Annotated in this window: 18 protein-coding genes; 8 read left to right on the top strand and 10 right to left on the bottom strand. The window is 74.7% G+C overall.

The genetic code is table 11. From position 1 onward, the window contains the following. Positions 1-13: 13 nt before the first annotated feature. Both AC3ET3_RS27180 and AC3ET3_RS27175 read right to left on the bottom strand, forming a co-directional pair. Positions 14-1,303, bottom strand: a complete 1,290-nt coding sequence (locus tag AC3ET3_RS27180) for an ABC transporter substrate-binding protein (RefSeq protein ID WP_435613041.1) — start codon at positions 1,301-1,303, stop codon at positions 14-16. Further along, positions 1,272-1,862 (bottom strand): MTB12 C-terminal domain-containing protein, encoded by a 591-nt coding sequence (locus tag AC3ET3_RS27175; protein ID WP_432138549.1) that lies wholly within the window; start codon positions 1,860-1,862, stop codon positions 1,272-1,274. Before AC3ET3_RS27175 ends, AC3ET3_RS27180 begins: the two co-directional genes overlap by 32 nt. 173 nt (positions 1,863-2,035) lie before the next feature. On the opposite strand from AC3ET3_RS27175, the gene AC3ET3_RS27170 reads away from it, so the two are divergent. From AC3ET3_RS27170 to AC3ET3_RS27160, 3 genes are read left to right on the top strand one after another with little or no spacing between them, the layout of a single operon-like run. Beyond that, a complete protein-coding gene (locus AC3ET3_RS27170) occupies positions 2,036-2,512 on the top strand; it encodes a hypothetical protein (protein WP_432138550.1) in 477 nt (158 codons plus the stop codon). Positions 2,513-2,514: 2 nt separating this feature from the next. After that, positions 2,515-5,535, top strand: coding sequence for an ABC transporter permease subunit (locus AC3ET3_RS27165; RefSeq protein ID WP_435613040.1), 3,021 nt, complete (start codon positions 2,515-2,517; stop codon positions 5,533-5,535). Further along, the gene (locus AC3ET3_RS27160; RefSeq protein ID WP_432138552.1) at positions 5,532-6,242 is read left to right on the top strand and encodes an ATP-binding cassette domain-containing protein; all 711 of its coding nucleotides are present in this window, start codon (positions 5,532-5,534) and stop codon (positions 6,240-6,242) included. Before AC3ET3_RS27165 ends, AC3ET3_RS27160 begins: the two co-directional genes overlap by 4 nt. On the opposite strand, the gene AC3ET3_RS27155 is transcribed toward AC3ET3_RS27160, so the two are convergent. Together AC3ET3_RS27155 and AC3ET3_RS27150 are read right to left on the bottom strand one after the other, a co-directional pair. Further along, positions 6,139-6,768, bottom strand: a complete 630-nt coding sequence (locus tag AC3ET3_RS27155; RefSeq protein WP_435613039.1) for a transglycosylase family protein — start codon at positions 6,766-6,768, stop codon at positions 6,139-6,141. The two genes, AC3ET3_RS27160 and AC3ET3_RS27155, sit on opposite strands and share 104 nt — an antisense overlap. 127 nt (positions 6,769-6,895) lie before the next feature. After that, on the bottom strand, positions 6,896-7,567 hold the full coding sequence (locus AC3ET3_RS27150) for a LysM peptidoglycan-binding domain-containing protein (RefSeq protein WP_435613038.1): 672 nt from the start codon (positions 7,565-7,567) through the stop codon (positions 6,896-6,898). Positions 7,568-8,082: 515 nt separating this feature from the next. On the opposite strand from AC3ET3_RS27150, the gene AC3ET3_RS27145 reads away from it, so the two are divergent. Together AC3ET3_RS27145 and AC3ET3_RS27140 are read left to right on the top strand one after the other, a co-directional pair. Beyond that, positions 8,083-8,865 (top strand): hypothetical protein, encoded by a 783-nt coding sequence (locus tag AC3ET3_RS27145; protein WP_432155645.1) that lies wholly within the window; start codon positions 8,083-8,085, stop codon positions 8,863-8,865. Positions 8,866-8,932: 67 nt separating this feature from the next. Further along, positions 8,933-9,343 carry a hypothetical protein gene (locus tag AC3ET3_RS27140; RefSeq protein WP_432138556.1) on the top strand — a complete coding sequence of 137 codons (411 nt, stop codon included), beginning with the start codon at positions 8,933-8,935 and terminating at the stop codon, positions 9,341-9,343. 72 nt (positions 9,344-9,415) lie between these two features. On the opposite strand, the gene der is transcribed toward AC3ET3_RS27140, so the two are convergent. The 5 genes from der to aroH form a co-directional block, all read right to left on the bottom strand. Then, on the bottom strand, positions 9,416-10,897 hold the full coding sequence (der, locus tag AC3ET3_RS27135) for a ribosome biogenesis GTPase Der (protein WP_432138557.1): 1,482 nt from the start codon (positions 10,895-10,897) through the stop codon (positions 9,416-9,418). Positions 10,898-10,975: 78 nt separating this feature from the next. Continuing rightward, positions 10,976-11,620 (bottom strand): lysophospholipid acyltransferase family protein, encoded by a 645-nt coding sequence (locus AC3ET3_RS27130; RefSeq protein ID WP_435613037.1) that lies wholly within the window; start codon positions 11,618-11,620, stop codon positions 10,976-10,978. Beyond that, positions 11,617-12,306, bottom strand: coding sequence for a (d)CMP kinase (gene cmk, locus AC3ET3_RS27125; protein WP_432138559.1), 690 nt, complete (start codon positions 12,304-12,306; stop codon positions 11,617-11,619). Before cmk ends, AC3ET3_RS27130 begins: the two co-directional genes overlap by 4 nt. A 112-nt stretch (positions 12,307-12,418) precedes the next feature. Next, entirely contained in the window at positions 12,419-13,504 is a 1,086-nt protein-coding gene (locus tag AC3ET3_RS27120; protein ID WP_432138560.1) for a prephenate dehydrogenase, read from the bottom strand. Then, on the bottom strand, positions 13,501-13,863 hold the full coding sequence (gene aroH / locus AC3ET3_RS27115; protein ID WP_432138561.1) for a chorismate mutase: 363 nt from the start codon (positions 13,861-13,863) through the stop codon (positions 13,501-13,503). The genes AC3ET3_RS27120 and aroH overlap by 4 nt, the downstream gene beginning before the upstream one ends. A gap of 282 nt (positions 13,864-14,145) precedes the next feature. Here aroH and AC3ET3_RS27110 point away from each other — a divergent pair, with 282 nt between their 5' ends. From AC3ET3_RS27110 to AC3ET3_RS27100, 3 genes are all read left to right on the top strand, one after another. Continuing rightward, positions 14,146-14,805, top strand: a complete 660-nt coding sequence (locus AC3ET3_RS27110) for a hypothetical protein (protein ID WP_432155643.1) — start codon at positions 14,146-14,148, stop codon at positions 14,803-14,805. A gap of 265 nt (positions 14,806-15,070) precedes the next feature. After that, the gene (locus AC3ET3_RS27105; RefSeq protein ID WP_435613036.1) at positions 15,071-15,649 is read left to right on the top strand and encodes a DUF6529 family protein; all 579 of its coding nucleotides are present in this window, start codon (positions 15,071-15,073) and stop codon (positions 15,647-15,649) included. Continuing rightward, positions 15,646-16,071: a Rieske (2Fe-2S) protein gene (locus AC3ET3_RS27100; protein ID WP_432138564.1), complete on the top strand. Its 426-nt coding sequence runs from the start codon at positions 15,646-15,648 to the stop codon at positions 16,069-16,071. The genes AC3ET3_RS27105 and AC3ET3_RS27100 overlap by 4 nt, the downstream gene beginning before the upstream one ends. A gap of 4 nt (positions 16,072-16,075) precedes the next feature. On the opposite strand, the gene AC3ET3_RS27095 is transcribed toward AC3ET3_RS27100, so the two are convergent. Beyond that, positions 16,076-17,083 (bottom strand): ADP-ribosylglycohydrolase family protein, encoded by a 1,008-nt coding sequence (locus AC3ET3_RS27095; protein WP_435613035.1) that lies wholly within the window; start codon positions 17,081-17,083, stop codon positions 16,076-16,078. Positions 17,084-17,122: the final 39 nt, after the last annotated feature.

The following is a 17,122-nucleotide window of genomic DNA, read 5'->3' as shown; positions in this document are numbered from 1 at the left end:
GAAGCTCCGACGCTCAGGGCCGGTAGGCGAGTTGGGGCACGTCGTCGAAGCAGTTCTCGGTCATCTCGCCCTGGGTGACCCAGCCCTCGCCGTCCTGCCAGCGGGCCACCGACAGGCAGGCGCGGCTGGTTTCCGGCGGCTCGGCGCGCGCTGCGAAGGAGACCGGCAGGAGCAGCCCGTCGGCGGTGAAGTCCCGGGTGCGCGCGATCCGGTCGTCCACGCACGCGCGCGTGACGCCCTCGGCGGCGCAGTCCCGCGCGGCCCGCGTGAACCACAGGGCGGCCGCCCACCCCTCCAGCTGCCACTGGGAGTGCGTCCGCAGGTCCTCGGTGGCCTTGCGGAACTCACGTACGGCGGGGTGCGAGGTGTCGTCGTAGTTGCGGCTCTTCCCGGTCGCCCACAGGGCGTTGCGGCAGCGCGGGGCGTCCCGGTAGTCGTCGAGGACGGCGGAGGTCCAGTTCTGCACGTTGGTGACCTTGGCGGTGACCCGGGCGCCCACGTCGTCCATCGCGGCGCACAGGCGTGCGTTGCCGTGTGTGTCGAGGGCGTCGAAGACGAGGTCCGCGCCGCGCCGCTTCAGGTCGGCCGCGACCGCGCGGAAGTTGGGCAGCGCGAAGTCGACCTGCTCGGTGACGACCTTGTAGCCCTCGGCCCGCAGCCCGCGCTCCACGAGCCGGGCGTAGGCGGCGGACGCGGCCTGGTTGTACGACACCACCGCGGCGGTGCGGGCGCCCTGCTCGCTCTTGAAGTACCGGTAGACCTCGGTACCGCCGTACAGTTCGCCGTCCCAGCCGACGGTGCCGTCCCGGGGCGCGCTGCTGCCGTAGATGCTGTACAGGTGCGGCCAGGTGTCGTAGGCGGGGCCGATGGGCTGGCCCCCGATGTCGGGCACGCGCGCGTGGGAGACGCGCGGGGCGCCCGCGTAGTCCAGGACGGTGGTGGCGACCAGGGCGACCACCCGGTCCTCCTCGAGCAGCCGGTGCACACAGGTGTTGTTGCCGACGCCGCTGCCCCCGTCGTCGCACTCGCGCACCTCGACGCGGCGTCCGGCGACGCCCCCGCGCGCGTTGAGGCGGTCGAAGTAGGCCTTGGCCCCGTCCCGCGGCCCGGTGAAGGCACCGCCGCCGACCGGGCTGGTGGCACTGGTGATGATGCCGACGCGCAGGGGCGGGGCCTGCGCGGTCGGGGTGCCGCGGTGTTCGAAGTCGCTCTCCGGGAGCCGGCTGCCGCAGGCCGCGGTCAGCAGGAGCAGCAGCGCGGCAGCCGCGGTCTCAGCAGCCCGGCATCGCCGTCGGCGAGCCATTGCCGCTCAGCGAGACCAGGGCGCACAGCGTGGTGACGGAGACCTTCCAGGTGCCGTCCTCCTGGACCGCCTTGCCGGAGGCGTTCGGCAGCGCGGTCTGGCCGGACACGATCAGGTCGTAGGTGACGGTGGCCTCGGTGGGCGAGGTGAATTCCACCTGTGTCACCCGGGCCTGCGCCTGGCGGCCGCGGGCGTCGTTGCCGAACATCCCCAGGACGGGGCCCATCCGGTCGCCGTGCTCCAGGACGGCCTGGCGTTCCGCCATCGAGGTGTCGGGGTCGAAGAACTTCTCCCAGTTCTGCCGGATCTCCTGCTCGGCGGCCGCCGGGTCCGCCGGTCCGCCGGCGGCCGACGACTCGTTCGCCGACCCGCCGGGCGTGGAGGTGACCGCTGTCGGGGACGTGGTCGCCTGACCGCCGTCGTCATCGTCGCCGCCGCACGCGGCGAGGGCCGGGGCGAGCAGCAGGACCAGGGCGGCGGCGATCGCCGTGCCCCTCCCCGCCGACGGTCCCGTGGGCCGTCCCGCCTTCCGCCGCCTGAGGTCACTCCCGAGAACCATATGGGTCACCCCCGGGTGTCGGTCCGGGCCCTGTGCGCCCGATGCTTTCAGGGTCGGCTCGCACGGGGCATAGTGCAAGCCATCGGCACATCGACACATCAGCACATAGTCCCCCCTTTCAGCCGGAGAGCGACTTCACCCGAAAAGCGACCTACGACAGGTGGGAGCCAGCGATGCGGACGGCGCGACTGCGGACCGTGCACCCGGTCGTGTGGGCGGGCTGGGCCGCGCTCGCCGCCGGAGCGGTGCTGTGCGTGCTCGGCTGGTACGGCGTGTCCGGCGAGCGGTTCGCCGAGCGGCAGCTGCCCTACCTGGCGTCGTGCACGGTGCCCGGTGCCGCGCTGATCGTCGCCGGGGCGGTGCTGCTCGCACACGCCCGCGACAGCGTGGCCGCCGGCCGGGTGGAGGAGCTGTACGGGTTGCTGGTGGCGGCCGAGCAGGAGGGCGACGCGGAGCCGGGTCGGCCGGCCGCGGCGCCCGTGGCGGTCAGCCGGGAGCTGCGGACGGTGCCGGGCGGCACGCTGTGGCACCGCGCGGACTGCCCGCTGGTCGCCGGGAAGCCGGAGGCGGTGCCGGTGGACACCGGGTTGGCGGCGAGCGGCGCCCTGCGCCCCTGCCCGGTCTGCGAACCGGACGCGGCGGACGGCTGAGCATGTCCTCGCTGACGTACGACCTCACCGTCGCCGGTCTCTCGGTCGGCAGCGCGGCCGCGTTGACCGGCATCGGGCTGATCGTGACGTACCGCGCGACGGGCGTGCTGAACCTCGCGCACGGGGCGGTCGCGATGGTGTGCGCGTACGCGCTGCGGCAGTGCGTGTCGGTGTGGGGATGGCCGCTGTGGCTGGGCGCTGCGGTCACGCTGCTGGTGCTGGCCCCGGCGATCGGGCTGGTGCTGGAGCGGTTCGTGTTCCGGCCGTCGGCCGTGCCGGGCGGCGACCCGGCGCGGTCCCTGGTCGCGTCGATCGGGGTGTTCGTGCTGCTGGTGGGCGGGGCGGCGCTGGTGTGGGGCCAGGGGGCGCAGCAGGATGTGCCGCGGCTGCTGCCGGCGGACCCCTGGGGTGCGTTGGCGGTCGTCGTGGCGCTGGCGGCCGCGGTGGCGGCGGTCGTGCGCCGGACGCGGTTCGGGCGGGAGCTGCGGGCGGTGGTGGACGACCGGCGGCTGGCGGTGCTGGGCGGCATCGACGCGGACCGGGTCGCCGCGGCGGGCTGGGCGTTCGGCTCGTTCACGGCGGGGCTGACGGGCGTGCTGCTGGCGCCGTACGTCCGGCTCGACCCGTACGGGCTGCCGCTGCTGGTCATGGAGGTGATGGCGGTCGCGGTGGCGGCCCGGATGCGCAGCCTGCCGGTGGCGATCGCGGTGGCGTTGGGCGTCGGGGTGGCGCAGAGCCAGCTGACGCGGCTGCACCCGGCGGGCTGGCAAGAGCCGCTGCTGCAGGCGCTGGGGGCCAATCTGTTCGTGGTCGCGCTGCTGGTCGCGGCACTGGCGCTGCCCGGCGTGGGCAGCGGTGACGCGCTGCCGCGCACGGCCACCGCGCGTGTGCCGGCCCCGCCGGGGGCGTGGGCCGTCGCGGTGGTGCTGTTCCTGCTCCCGCTGGGCCTCGCGGGCTCCGACCTGCACACGTCGGTCCAGGTGCCGGCGCTCGGCGTGGTGCTGCTGTCGCTGGTCGTGGTGACCGGCCGGGGCGGTCAGATCTCCCTCGGGCAGGCGGCGTACGCGGGGCTGGGGGCCCTGTTCACCGCCCTGCTGGCCGCAGGCCGCTTCCCGGGGCTGCCGCGGCTGCCGGAGCTGGCGGCGCTGGTGGTGGCGGTGCTGCTGGTGGCGCCGCTCGGCCTGCTCACCGGGTGGCCCGCGATCCGGCGCCACGGCCTCGCCCTGGCGCTGGCGACCTTCGCGGTGGGCGTCGGGGTGAGCCGTTTCGTGTTCGCCCAGCCGTACGCGACCGCCGGGCTGGCGGTGCGCCGCCCCGCCGGTTTCGACGGGGACCGCGCGTACTACGTCCTGGAGCTGGCGTTGTTGTGCGGCGCCCTGCTGGTGACGCGGCTCCTGCGCGGGGACCGGGCCGGCCGGGCGCTGGCGGCCGTGCGGGACGACGAGGCGGGCGCGGCGGCGTCGGGGGTGCGGGTCCCGTCCCTGAAGCTGCTGGCGTTCGTCGTCGGGGCCGCCCTGGCCGCGCTCGGCGGCGCACTGCTCGCCATGGGTCTGCGCGCCTTCGACCCCGGTGTGTACGACCCCGTCCGCAGCCTGCTCTGGTTCGCCGCGGTCGTCGTCCTGGGCGCCGACACCACCCTGGGTGCCCTGGCCGCGGCGGCCCTCCTGGTCGGCCTGGACGCGGGCACCCGGGGAGGTGTGGCGGCGGCCCTCGTCGGCCTCCTCGCCGTCCTCGTCGGCCGCCTCCCCCAGGGCCCGTACGAGGCGCTCCGCGCGCTGGGCCGCCGCCGAACCGGCACCCTCGCGCTGACCCCGGCGGGCCGGCGGGCGCGGGCCGGTCTGACGCGAGCCCGGCTGACGCGGACCGGCGGGCCGAGCACCGGCGGGTCGAGGACCGGCCCCAGCGGGCCGACCGGATCTGGGGGGCCGACGGAACCAAGTGGCCGCACCCGACCCACCGGACCGACGGGACCGGCTGAACCGACCGGACGTACCAGCCGCACCGGCCCCGGCCCCACCAGCGCCGCCGGCCCCGTCGGCCCCACCCGACCCACCAGACCGACGGGACCGGCTCCCGCCCGCTCGGGCGGGGCTTCCACCGCGTCCGGCCGGCCTCTCCCCGCCTCGGTCCGAGGCCGGCCTCCGGCGGACACCGCTCCCCCGGCCCGACCCGCTGCCGAGCCGCGCCCCCTCACCCAACCCCCACCTGCCCACCCCGTCCCCCCGCCCGAGCCGTCCCGCCCCACCGGCGAACCCCCACCACCACCCCGGCCGGCCCCCGCGGCCACCTCACCCGACCGTCCCCCCGGGCCGCGGCCCCGCCTCACAGCCGTCGGACTGCACGCCCGTTACGGCGGCTTCACCGCGCTCGGCGGGGTCGGGGTGGAGGTGCGGCCGGGACGGGTGACCGCGGTGGTGGGGCCGAACGGGGCCGGGAAGAGCACTTTGTTCCACTGCCTCGCGGGAACGCTGCGGCCCGTGCGCGGCCGGGTGCTGTTCGGGACGCGGGACATCACGCGGCTGCCGGCGCACGCCCGTGCCCGGCTGGGGATCGCCCGCACGTTCCAGCAGCCGGCGATGTTCTCGTCGCTGACCGTCATGGAGAACGTCCGGGTCGGTGCCGAACAGGGCCGGGTGCGGGATCCGGCGGCGGTGGCGCGCGCCCTGGCGCTGTGCGGGCTCGACGGCGCCGTGCGGGGGGCCCGCGCGGAGGGCCTGCCGACCGGGACGCTGCGCCGGGTGGAGCTGGCCCGCGCCCTGGCGGGCACCCCGCGGGTGCTCCTGCTGGACGAGCCGGCCGCCGGGCTGGACGGCGCCGAGGTCGCCGCGCTGACGCGGCTGCTGGCGGCGCTCGCCGCCGACGGCACCGCGCTGCTGGTCGTCGAACACGACCTCGACCTGGTGGCCGACCTGGCCGACGTGGTCCATGTGATGGCGGCGGGCCGGATCGTCGCCTCGGGCCCGCCCGGAACCGTGCTGGACGCCCTCGACGCCCTCGACGCGGAGGGGGCGCCGACGCCGTGACCCTCGCCCTGCGCCACGCGCGCGTGCGCTACGGCCCCCTGGAGGCGCTGCACGGCGTCACCCTGGCCGCCCCCTCCGCGGGCCTGACCGTCCTGCTGGGCCGCAACGGCAGCGGCCGGACGACGGTGCTGCGCGCGCTGGCCGGGACGGTGCCGCTGTCGGCGGGGTCGGTGGTGTGGGACGGCGCCGACGTCACCGGCGTGCCCGCGTTCCGGCGGGCCCGCCGGGGACTGTGCCTGGTTCCCGAGCGGCAGGCCGTGTTCGGCACGCTGACGGTCCGGGAGAACCTCGAACTGGCGGCCGAAGTCCTCGACCCTGCACTCGCCGCCTATCCCGCGCTCGCGGACCTGTTGCCGCGCCGCGCGGGCACGCTCTCCGGAGGCGAGCAGCGGATGCTCGCCCTGGCCCGCGCGCTGCTGTCCCGCGCGCGCGTGGTGCTCGTCGACGAGCCGGCCCAGGGGATGTCCCCCGCGGTCGCCGCCCGCACGTACGACCTGCTGGCCGCCCTGCCCGCGTGTGTGGTCCTCGCCGAGCAGCGGCTGCCGCCGGCGCTGCGCGAGCGCCCGGGGTTCGTGTACGAACTGCGGCGCGGCACGGTCGTGTTCAGCGGGGAGACGGCCGAGTGGCGGTCCCGTTCGGAGGGGGCAGCGGAGGGCCGGACACGGCCGGAACGCGGTCCTGGCCGCGCGCCGCCTCCGCCGGGATGACCAGGAGGGTACCGGGCCTCAGCCGGTCGGGGCGGCGGCCGAGCGTCTCCCTGTTGGCCCGGTACAGCGCCCGCCACCCGCCCTCGACCCGGTACCGGGCGGCGACGGACGACAGCGTGTCGCCGGTCCGCACGGTGTGCATGCGGCCCTCCAGCCCGTAGCGCCGGGAGCAGGCCGGCCACGCCGACCAGCCCTGTACGGCCAGTGCCTCCCGCGCGACCTCGGTCTGCTGTTCCCGGGTGGCGAGGTCGGCGCGCGGGGCGTGGGCCAGGCCGCCGTACTCGACCCAGGTCGGCTGCCAGAACTGGAGCCCGCCGTAGAAGCCGTTCCCGGTGTCGGCGTGCCAGCGTCCGCCGCTCCCGCAGTCGGCGACGCAGCCCCAGGGCCACGCGTCGACGACGCACGCGTAGGGGACGGGCGCGGGAAGCGGGCCGGGCGGGGGCGGCGGAAGGGCCGCGTGGGCGGCGGGGCAGGGGGTGGCGAGCAGGGCGGCGGCGAGGGCGAGCAGCGGGGCCGTGCGGAACATCGGGCCACGGCAGGCGGGCCGTCGTGGTGCCCTCGCAAGCCGCGCCCCGCACGGCGGGAGCCCCACCCGGTCGGCGGACCGGACGGGGCTCGTGCCGTGGGATCGCCCCCTTCGCCGGGGGCCGGGCTCAGAGGACGAGGCGCTGGCCGGGCACGATCAGGTCGGGGTCGGCGCCGATGACGGCCCTGTTGGCCGCGTAGAGGCGCTGCCAGGTGGTTCCGTTGCTCGCGGCGATGGCGCTCAGCGTGTCGCCGGCGCGGACGGTGTAGTCGCCACGGGAGCTGCCGCGGTTGGTGTGTCCGGCGGAGCGCCCGGACGCCGGCGCGGTGGGCTCGGCCCGTTCGGCCGGAGCGGTGTGCCTGGTGGTCGTCTTCTGCCGGGTCGCGCCCGATCCGCCGGACGCCGAGCCGGTCGCGGGCGCGCTTCCGGACGCTCCGGCGCGCGCCGAGCAGACCGGCCAGGCGCCCCAGCCCTGGGCGCGCTGGACCTTGGTGGCGACGGCGATCTGCTGTTCCCTGGTGGCCCCGTCGGCGGTCGGGGCGTAGGCGGTGCCGCCGTACGCGCGCCAGGTCGAGCCGGCGAACTGCAGTCCGCCGTAGTAGCCGTTGCCGGTGTTGATGTGCCAGTTGCCGCCGCTCTCGCACTGGGCGATGCGGTCCCACACTCCGCTGTCCGCCGCGGCGGCGTCGCCGGTCGCGGCCAGCAGTCCGAGCGGGGCGAGGAGTACCGCCCCGGCGAGGACCGCCGTGGTGCGCTTCTTGCGCGCGGTGTCGCGAGTGGTATCGGCACATTCGGACATGTAATTCCCTCTCGAACAACCCGGGACTTCCCCCAGGGCGGGGCGCTTCCCGCGCAGGGGCGCGGTGGGGCGCTCCGCCCCGTCCGCCGGCGGTGGTGCTGCGCGATCCTGCTCTGCGCGGCCGGCGGACGTCCCCGGGCGGTGCTCGGTGCACACGGCGGAGGAATGTAGGGACTGCGCGCAGCTCTCATCAACCAACTCCCCGTTCATGCAGGCCAGTTGACCGTTACCGCAGGTAGCCCGGCCGGCGATCCGCCCGCTCCGTGAGGCATTGCCCCGATATGGCCGACGGCAACTCGGGCAAACTGTGATTCAGTTCACGGACCCAATCACCGTTACCTTGACGTTACTTGACGGTGAGTGGTCGATTCGGCACCGAAAGCGACCGTCCGCGTCCGACGGTCGGATTCCGTTCGCCGTACTGCGTGACCCCCGCCACAGATCACCCGTTGTCTTCTTCATGAGCCGGGGAGCCACCCGGCCTACCGACGCACCGCACTCCGAGGGAGCCACCCGTGCCGCGCATGCTCGACGTCAGCGACGAGGTACGCGCCGAGATCGGCGACGAAGAAGCCGACCGGCTGCTCGCCGGAGAGAACGCCCCGGGCAGTTACGACTGCACGTCCTGCCGCACCCCGGGCGACTCCGAGCACGAGCGCACCAGCACCGTCCTGTTCATCGGCGAGGAGACCGCCGTCCTCGCCTTCGCCCACTCCACCTGCCTGCCCTCCCAGGTCGTGCAGGTCACCGAGGAGCAGTTGCAGGGCGCTGTCCGTTCCATCAGCGGCGACGCCGTCGACCTGGAGCCCGAGAAGGTCGTTCCCGAGCAGGCCGTGCTCGGCGTGACCAGCGGACTCGTGCTGATCGCCGGGGAGTTGCACCCGGCGCTCGTCGTCGAGCCGACGGCGCCGATCGTACGGCCGGGCGCCACCGGCGCCGGCGACGACTTCCTGCCGCTGCTGATCGAGCAGGGGTTCATGCCGCTCACCGAGCTGACCGAGGTGCCGCCGGTGCAGCACGGCTGGTCGGTGCTGCTGGCGATGGGCCAACTGCACGCGGTGCTGCAGCCGTCGGCGAACGGCGGTCAGCAGGTGGCCTGGTGGCAGGCGCACCAGCCGTTGCAGGTGACCGAGGGGTGGCGGGCCGCCGCCAACAAGCACCAGCAGGTCCTCATGTTCGCGGCCCCCGTGGGCACCATCGGACGGCAGCCGCGCGAGGACCTCATGCGCGACGCGCTCGACAAGGCCGCGGCCAACGGCAAGTTGGTGGCGGCGGCGATGCCGCTGGCGGGCACGTGACGCAGCACCCCGCGCCCCCGCGGCCCGGGGCCCGCATCCCTTCTCGGAACCGGTCGTTTTGACTTACGTGCACGCATACCACGTTCCCCGCCGCCCCTCGTACCCGTCGATCCCCTCCGCTCGGCCGGCTCAGGACCCCTTCGGCAGCCCCTCGGCCACGCCGATCTACGACGCGCTCTACGCCGAGTACGTCAAGTCCTTCCGCTCACTGCCGGGTGACCGCAGCGGCGAGGAGGAGCTGGGGTTCAGCGCCTTCGGGACGATCCCGATCGGGACGGGCTCGGACGAACGGCCCCGCCCCGGGTCGTTCAGCAGCTCCTACGGCGCCTACAGCGCGGGTGCGCAGAGCGCCCGGCAGGGGCTGGGGCCGCAGCAGGGACAGGGGCAGTGGCAGCGGGTCGGGCCGCTCGGGCAGCGAGCCGGCGCCATGCAGCCGGTGCCGGCGGCGCTGCCGCCGGGCCCGCGCCGCGCGTACTGACGCCGGGACGGCACCGAGCGCGGGACAGAGCGAAAGGGGCGGCCCCCTCGGGGCCGCCCCTTTCGCCGTGTGTCACTTCTTCTTCGCGCCGCGCTTCTCGCGCACCCGCACCGAGATGTGGATCGGCGTGCCCTCGAAGCCGAACTCCTCGCGCAGCCGGCGCTCGATGAAGCGGCGGTAGCCGGCCTCGATGAAGCCGGAGGCGAACAGGACGAACCGCGGCGGCTTGGTGCCGGCCTGGGTACCGAAGAGGATGCGCGGCTGCTTGCCGCCCCGGATGGGGTGCGGGTGGGCGGACACCAGCTCGCCCAGGAAGGCGTTCAGCCGTCCAGTGGGAACCCGGGTCTCCCAGCCCGCGAGGGCCGTCTCGATCGCCGGGACCAGCTTCTCCATGTGACGGCCGGTGTGCGCCGAGACGTTCACCCGCGGCGCCCAGGCCACCTGGCCGAGCTCGGTCTCGATCTCCCGCTCCAGGTAGTAGCGGCGCTCCTCGTCGAGGGTGTCCCACTTGTTGTAGGCGATCACCATCGCGCGGCCGGCTTCCACGGCCATGGTGACGATGCGCTGGTCCTGCACGGAGATGCTCTCGGAGGCGTCGATCAGGACGACGGCCACCTCGGCCTTCTCGACCGCGGCGGCGGTGCGCAGCGAGGCGTAGTAGTCCGCGCCCTGCTGGAGGTGGACGCGCTTGCGGATGCCGGCGGTGTCGACGAACTTCCAGGTGACGCCGCCGAGTTCGATCAGCTCGTCGACCGGGTCGCGGGTGGTGCCGGCCAGCTCGTTGACGACGACGCGCTCCTCGCCGGCCACCTTGTTCAGCAGGGAGGACTTCCCGACGTTGGGGCGGCCGATCAGCGCGATGCGGCGCGGACCGCCGACGGCCGCGCCGAAGGTCTGCTCGGGGGCGTCCGGCAGCGCCTCCAGGACGGCGTCCAGCATGTCGCCGGTGCCGCGGCCGTGCAGCGCGGAGACCGGGTGGGGCTCGCCGAGGCCCAGGGACCACAGGTACGAGGCGTCGGCCTCGCCGCTCGGGCCGTCGACCTTGTTCGCGCACAGCACGACCGGCTTGCCGGCCTTGCGCAGCAGCCGGACGACGGCCTCGTCGGTGTCGGTGGCACCCACCTTGGCGTCGACGACGAAGACGACGGCGTCGGCGGCCTCGATCGCGTACTCGGCCTGGGCGGCCACGGAGGCGTCGATACCGAGGACGTCCTGCTCCCAGCCGCCGGTGTCGACGACCTTGAAGCGGCGGCCCGCCCACTCGGCCTCGTAGGTGACCCGGTCGCGGGTGACGCCCGGCCGGTCCTCGACGACGGCCTCGCGGCGCCCGATGATCCGGTTGACGAGGGTCGACTTGCCGACATTGGGGCGGCCGACGACGGCGAGGACGGGCAGCGGGCCGTGGCCCGCCGCCTCGATGGCGCCCTCGACGTCCTCGACGTCGAAGCCCTCTTCCGCGGCGAGCTCCATGAACTGCGCGTACTCGGCGTCGCCGAGCGCCCCGTGGTCGTACTCGTGCTCGGCCGAGCCCTCGGGCCCGTTCTGGTCGTTCATGGAAGTCCGTACCTCGTCGTTCATCGTGGTGGTCGGTGGATCTCCGGACGTACGGTGATCCACTACTCGAAGTGTCGCTCAGCGCCCGGTGAGGCGCCTGGCGTTTTCCAGGTGGCCGGTGAGCTGCAGCTGGATGCGCTCGGTCGCCTCGTCCAGCGCCTTGCGGGTGCGCCGGCCGCTGCCGTCGCCGGCTTCGAAGGGCTCGCCGAAGACCACGTCGACGCGGCTGCGCAGCGGCGGCAGCCCCTTTATCAACCGTCCGCGCCTGTCGGAACTTCCCAGCACCGCGACCGGGACGACCGGTGCCCCGCCGCGTACGGCGAAGTAGGCGAGCCCGGCGCGCAGCGCGGCGAAGTCGCCTTCGCCGCGGGTGCCCTCGGGAAAGATCCCGAGGGCGCCGCCGTTGTCCAGGACGCCCAGCGCCTGCGTGATCGCGGTGCGGTCGGCGGAGGAGCGGTCCACCTTCAGCTGGCCGATGCCGGTCAGGAAGCGGTCGAGCGGGCCGACGAACGCCTCCTTCTTGATCAGGAAGTGCGTCGGCCGGGGTGCCACGCCCATCACCATCGGGCCGTCTATGTTGTGCGAGTGGTTGACGGCGAAGATCACCGGGCCGGTGGCGGGCACCTTCCAGGCGCCGAGCACCCGCGGCTTCCACAGCCCGTACATCAGGCCGACGCCGATCCGCCGGCCCACCTCGGCGCCGCGCTCTGAGGGAGCGGTCATTTCCCGGCCCGCTTCTCCTCGACGAGGGTGACCACGCGCTCGATGACCTGGGCGAGGGTCAGCTCGGTGGTGTCCACCTCGACGGCGTCGTCCGCCTTGGCGAGCGGGGACGTCTTCCGGCTGGAGTCGGCCGCGTCCCGCTTGATCAGGGCCTCACGGGTGGCGTGGACGTCGGTGCCCTGGCCGAGTTCGCCGCTGCGGCGGGCGGCCCGCGCCTCCGGAGAGGCGGTGAGGAAGATCTTCAGGTCGGCGTCGGGCAGCACGGTGGTACCGATGTCACGGCCCTCGACGACGATGCCGCGCCGGGCGTTCGCCGCGATGGACCGCTGCAGCTCGGTGATCAGGGACCGCACCTCGGGCACCGCACTGACCGCGCTGACCTCGGAGGTGACCTCCTGGGTGCGGATCGGGGCGGCCACGTCCACGCCGTCCACGGTGATCGTCGGCTTGACCGGGTCGGTTCCCGAGACGATGTCCGGCTTGGCGGCTGCCGCGGCGATGGCGGCGGCGTCCTCGGTGTCGATGCCGTTGGTCACCATCCACCAGGTGATCGCCCGGTACTGGGCGCCGGTGTCCAGGTAGCTGAGACCGAGCTGGGCGGCGACCGCCTTGGACGTGCTGGACTTGCCCGTGCCGGAGGGACCGTCGATGGCGACGATCACGGGCTGGGCGGCGCCGTTTTCCACGGGGGGACACCTTCCTGGTGCGGTACGAGAGCGGGTGTGCGGGGCGGATCCGCCCCGCACAAGGTTACTGGCTCCCCGAGTGCCCTCTCACGGCCCGGTCGAGCGGCCGCCGCTACTGCCGGACGGCCCAGCCCCGCTCGCGCAGCGCGGCGGACAGCACCGGTGCCGCCTTCGGCTCGACCATCAGCTGCACCAGGCCGGCCTGCTGCCCGGTCGCGTGCTCGATGCGCACATCCTCGATGTTGACGCCGGCCCGGCCCGCGTCGGCGAAGATGCGGGCCAGCTGGCCCGGCTGGTCGTCGATGAGCACGGCCACGACCTCGTAGGCGCGCGGCGCGGTGCCGTGTTTGCCGGGGACGCGGACCTGGCCGGCGTTGCCCCGGCGCAGCACGTCCTCGATGCCGCTGACGCCCTCGCGGCGCTTGTCCTCGTCGGAGGACTGCAGGGCCCGCAGGGCGCGGACCGTCCCGTCGAGGTCGGCGGCGACGTCGGAGAGCAGGTCGGCGACCGGCCCGGGGTTCGCGGACAGGATGTCGATCCACATCCGGGGGTCGGAGGCGGCGATGCGGGTCACGTCCCGGATGCCCCCGCCGCACAGCCGTACCGCCGACTCCTCGGCGTTCTCCAGGCGGGCGGCGACCAGGCTGGAGACCAGGTGCGGCATGTGGGAGACGAGCGCCACCGCGCGGTCGTGCGCGTCGGCGTCCATGACGACGGGTACGGCGCGGCAGTGCGAGACCAGCTCCAGCGCGAGGTTGAGGACCTCGGTGTCGGTGTCCCGGGTCGGGGTGAGCACCCAGGGGCGGCCCTCGAACAGGTCGCCGCTCGCGGCCAGCGGCCCGGACTTCTCCCGGCCGGACATCGGGTGGGTGCCGATGTACGCGGACAGGTCCAGCCCCAGTGCCTCCAGGTCGCGGCGCGGTCCGCCCTTGACGCTGGCCACGTCGATGTAGCCGCGGGCCGCGCCGCGCCGCATGGCGTCGGCGAGCACGGCCGCCACGTGGGCGGGCGGCGCGGCGACCAGGGCGAGGTCGACGGGCCCCTCGGGCGGCTCGTCGGTGCCGGCGCCCAGCGCGGCCGCCGTACGGGCCTGCCCGGGGTCGTGGTCGGCGAGGTGCACGGTGACGCCCCGCTGGGCCAGGGCGAGGGCGGCGGAGGTGCCGATCAGCCCGGTTCCGATGACGAGCGCGGTCCTCACTGGGCGATGTCCTTGCGCAGGGCGCCCGCGGCGCCGAGGTAGACGTGGGTGATGCCGGAGCGCGGCCGGTCCGACTCGACGTGCGCCAGGAGGCGGACGACGCGCGGCATGGCGCCCTCGATGTCCAGTTCCTGGGCGCAGATCAGCGGTACGTCGACGATGCCCAGCTTGCGGGCGGCGGCCGCCGGGAAGTCGCTGTGCAGGTCGGGGGTGGCGGTGAACCAGATGCTGATCAGGTCGTCGGTGGTGAGGGAGTTCCGCTCCAGGACGGCCGTGAGCAGGGCTCCGACCCGCTCGTCCATGTGCCCGGCCTCGTCCCGATCCAGTTGGACGGCCCCCCGGACCGCTCGTACCGCCACTGTGCTGCTCCTCGCGTTTCGGCTTGCTCCCGCCCAGCGTAGTCAGCCCGCGCTCTTCGGCGGCGCGCCGCCCGCCCGCTGAGACGGGCGTCGCGGCGGCTGCCGGGCGGACCGGGCGGGTGTCTCCGGCGGGGTTCCGAGGGCGGGGTGTGCGGGCTCCTCCGCTGTCCCCCGGAACGCGCCCTTGCGCCACTTCGGGTGAGTACGCCCCCGATGCGCCTCTTTACGGGTGGCGGGCCGTCGGCTCTGATGTCAGGCAGACCCGCCTCGGGGGAGGCCGTGATGAAACGTCCGGGACCGCTGCTGACCCTGCTCTCGGGACTGGTGTTCGCGCTGGTCCTGCTCGTCCTCGACACGACGACGGGGACGCGGGACGCGTCGTCGGCCGATCGGGGTGCGCGGCCGTCGGGCTCCCCGGCCGCTGTGTCCCCGGCCCCGGTGCCCTCGGCGCCCTCGCCGTCCGCGACGGCGACGGCCGCCGCGCAGACCGACTACACCGGGCGGACCGACGACGACGCGGCGGCCGTCGCGGTGTCCGTGCGGGGCCGGAAGGCGATCGCGTACTACTGCGACGGCCGTACCCGGGAGTCCTGGCTGAGGGGGGACGTGGCGGACGACGGCTCGCTGCACCTGACCGGCGAGGGCGGTACCCGGCTGGACGGCACGCTGACGGCGGGGGTGCGGGTGCGCGGCACCGTCGATGCCGGCGGGCGGCACGCCTTCACCGCCGAGCGGTCCGCGCGGCCGTCCCGGCTGTGGCGGACCACCGCCACCGTGCGCTCCGCCCGGATCGACAGCGGCTGGATCGTACTCAGGGACGGTTCCCAGGTCGGAGTCCTCACCCGCGACGGCGTGCCGGAGGCGGCTCCCCCGATCGACCCGGGTACCGGCGCGGTGACGCTCGACGGACGGCGGCTCACGGCCCGGCCGGTGTCCCCGTGACCGCCGGTGACCCGGCAACGGCCGGCGCCCCGGTGACCGCCGAGACTTCCCCGACCGCGGGCACCTGCCCGACCGCCGAGGCTCCCCCGAACGCGGGTGCCGGTGAGACCGCGGGTGCCGGTGAGACCGCAGGTGCCCGTGAAGGTGCCCGTGTGACCGCGGGTGCCCGTGAAGGTGCCCGTGTGACCGCCCATTCCCCGGTCCCGGTGACGCCCGGTCAGCGCGGCGTCGGACCGCGTGCGATCCCACGACCAGGGAGGCGACCATGACCGTCGACCCGAACGCCGCCACCCAGAGCGTCCCGCCCCCGCCCCGGCCCGCCGGGGGCGTCACCGCCCTGCTGGTGCCCGCCCTGGTCGCCGCGGCGGTCGCGGTGGCCCTCGGCGTCTACGGCAGGGTCCACGACCCCGCCGGGACCGCGTTCAGCCTGGCCGGGTTCAGCGGCACCGGGGCCGTGAAGTCCTGGCTGGCGACGACCGCGGTCCTGCTGGCGGTGGTGCAGTCGGTCTCCGCCCTGATGCTGTACGGCAGGTTGCCGGGCCCGCGCTGGGTGCCGGTGCTGCACCGCTGGTCGGGCCGGGCTGCGTTCCTGACGGCCGTGCCCGTGGCGGTGCACTGCCTGTACGCCCTGGGCTACCAGACCTACGAAACGCGCGTGTTGTGGCATTCCGTCCTGGGTTGCTTCTTCTTCGGTGCTTTCAGTGCGAAGATGCTGTTGCTCCGCTCGGAGCGTCTTCCGGGCTGGCTACTGCCGGTCATCGGCGGAGCGGTCTTCGCCGCCCTCACCCTGATCTGGCTGACCTCCGCCTTCTGGTTCTTCCGCACGTTCGGAGTGACGACATGACCCACCCCGCGACACGCCGCACGGTCCTCCTCGCGACGGGCGCCGCCACCCTCGCCGTGAGCTGTGGCGAATACGGCGACGAGGACAACTCGTCCGAGACGGAGTCGCCCGCGGCGTCGGCGAACGCCTCGGCCGGACAGGTGCTGGCGGCGACGGCCGACATCCCGGTCGGCGGCGGCACGGTCTTCAAGGAGGAGAAGGTCGTGGTCACCCAGCCGGCACAGGGCGAGTTCAAGGCGTTCTCGGCGATCTGCACCCACCAGGGCTGCACCGTCAACAAGGTCGCCGACGGCACGATCGACTGCCCCTGCCACGGGAGCAGGTACCGCATCGAGGACGGCTCCGTGGCCGCGGGCCCGGCTCCCCGGCCCCTGCCCGCCGAGCAGATCGCCGTCGAGGGCGACTCGATCAGACTGGTCTGACCGCTCAGGCGTCCCAGAGGGCGCCGAGCGTCACCAGCTCACTGCCGTGCTCCACCCGGTCCGCCCACTCGCGGGGCCAGGCGTCGACCCCGGCGTGGGCGCCCGCGAAGGCACCGGCCAGACAGGCCAGGGAGTCGGAGTCGCCGGAGGTGCAGGCGGCCCGGCGCAGCGCGGTCACCGGCTCGTCGGTGAACAGCAGGAAGCACAGCAGCCCTGTCGCCAGGGCCTCCTCCGCGATCCATCCCTGCCCCGTGGCCAGGCACGGGTCGGTCTCCGGGTCGGGGTGGCGCAGTGCCTCGGCCAGCCGGTCCAGGACGCCCAGGCACTCGTCCCAGCCGCGCGCGATGAAGTGCTCGGGGCTCGGGTCGTGGGCGCGGGTCCACAGGTCGCCGAGCCAGGTGTGGTGGTAGCGGGTGCGGTTCTCGACGGCGTACGACCGCAGCAGCGCGACCAGTTCCGCCGGGTCGGTGTCCTGCGCGAGCAGGTGCACGGCGTGCGCGGTGAGGTCGGAGGCGGCCAGCGCGGTGGGGTGCCCGTGGGTGAGGCCGGACTGGAGCTGGGCGGCGCCGGCGCGCTGCTCGTCGCTCAGGCCGGGCGCCAGGCCGACCGGGGCGACCCGCATGTTGGCGCCGCAGCCCTTGGAGCCGATCTGACTGGCGTCCTGCCAGGCCCGTCCCTCCGCCTTGAGCAGGTTGCAGGCGCGCAGGCAGGTGTTGCCCGGGGCGCGGTTGTTGTCCGGCGACTGGTACCAGTCCACGAACTCCTCGCGCAGCGGGCGCTCCAGCCGCTTCGGGGCGAGCACACCGCGGTCCATGGCCGTGCGCAGGCCGCGCGCCACGGCGAGGGTCATCTGGGTGTCGTCGGTGATGAGGGCCGGCTCGGGCAGCCGCATCTCCCGCCAGGGACCGTACTTGGCGAGGATCGAGGGCACGCTGTGGAACTCGGTCGGGTATCCGAGGGCGTCCCCGAGGGCGAGGCCCAGCAGTGCTCCGGTGGCTGCGTTGTTCGGCATGTGATCACCATTCCCTTTATCGTCACACTGACCTTAAAG

The organism is Streptomyces sp. bgisy159, from assembly GCF_057707805.1.
This window is presented reverse-complemented; position numbering and strand designations above follow the sequence as displayed.

Excerpts from the sequence above, each read along its gene's own strand:
- AC3ET3_RS27180 (WP_435613041.1), bottom strand. The coding sequence starts at position 1,303 with ATGGCTCGCCGACGGCGATGCCGGGCTGCTGAGACCGCGGCTGCCGCG.
- AC3ET3_RS27175 (WP_432138549.1), bottom strand. The coding sequence starts at position 1,862 with ATGGTTCTCGGGAGTGACCTCAGGCGGCGGAAGGCGGGACGGCCCACG.
- AC3ET3_RS27170 (WP_432138550.1), top strand. The coding sequence starts at position 2,036 with ATGCGGACGGCGCGACTGCGGACCGTGCACCCGGTCGTGTGGGCGGGC.
- AC3ET3_RS27165 (WP_435613040.1), top strand. The coding sequence starts at position 2,515 with ATGTCCTCGCTGACGTACGACCTCACCGTCGCCGGTCTCTCGGTCGGC.
- AC3ET3_RS27155 (WP_435613039.1), bottom strand. The coding sequence starts at position 6,768 with ATGTTCCGCACGGCCCCGCTGCTCGCCCTCGCCGCCGCCCTGCTCGCC.
- AC3ET3_RS27150 (WP_435613038.1), bottom strand. The coding sequence starts at position 7,567 with ATGTCCGAATGTGCCGATACCACTCGCGACACCGCGCGCAAGAAGCGC.
- der (WP_432138557.1), bottom strand. The coding sequence starts at position 10,897 with ATGAACGACCAGAACGGGCCCGAGGGCTCGGCCGAGCACGAGTACGAC.
- AC3ET3_RS27130 (WP_435613037.1), bottom strand. The coding sequence starts at position 11,620 with ATGACCGCTCCCTCAGAGCGCGGCGCCGAGGTGGGCCGGCGGATCGGC.
- AC3ET3_RS27110 (WP_432155643.1), top strand. The coding sequence starts at position 14,146 with ATGAAACGTCCGGGACCGCTGCTGACCCTGCTCTCGGGACTGGTGTTC.
- AC3ET3_RS27105 (WP_435613036.1), top strand. The coding sequence starts at position 15,071 with ATGACCGTCGACCCGAACGCCGCCACCCAGAGCGTCCCGCCCCCGCCC.
- AC3ET3_RS27100 (WP_432138564.1), top strand. The coding sequence starts at position 15,646 with ATGACCCACCCCGCGACACGCCGCACGGTCCTCCTCGCGACGGGCGCC.
- AC3ET3_RS27095 (WP_435613035.1), bottom strand. The coding sequence starts at position 17,083 with ATGCCGAACAACGCAGCCACCGGAGCACTGCTGGGCCTCGCCCTCGGG.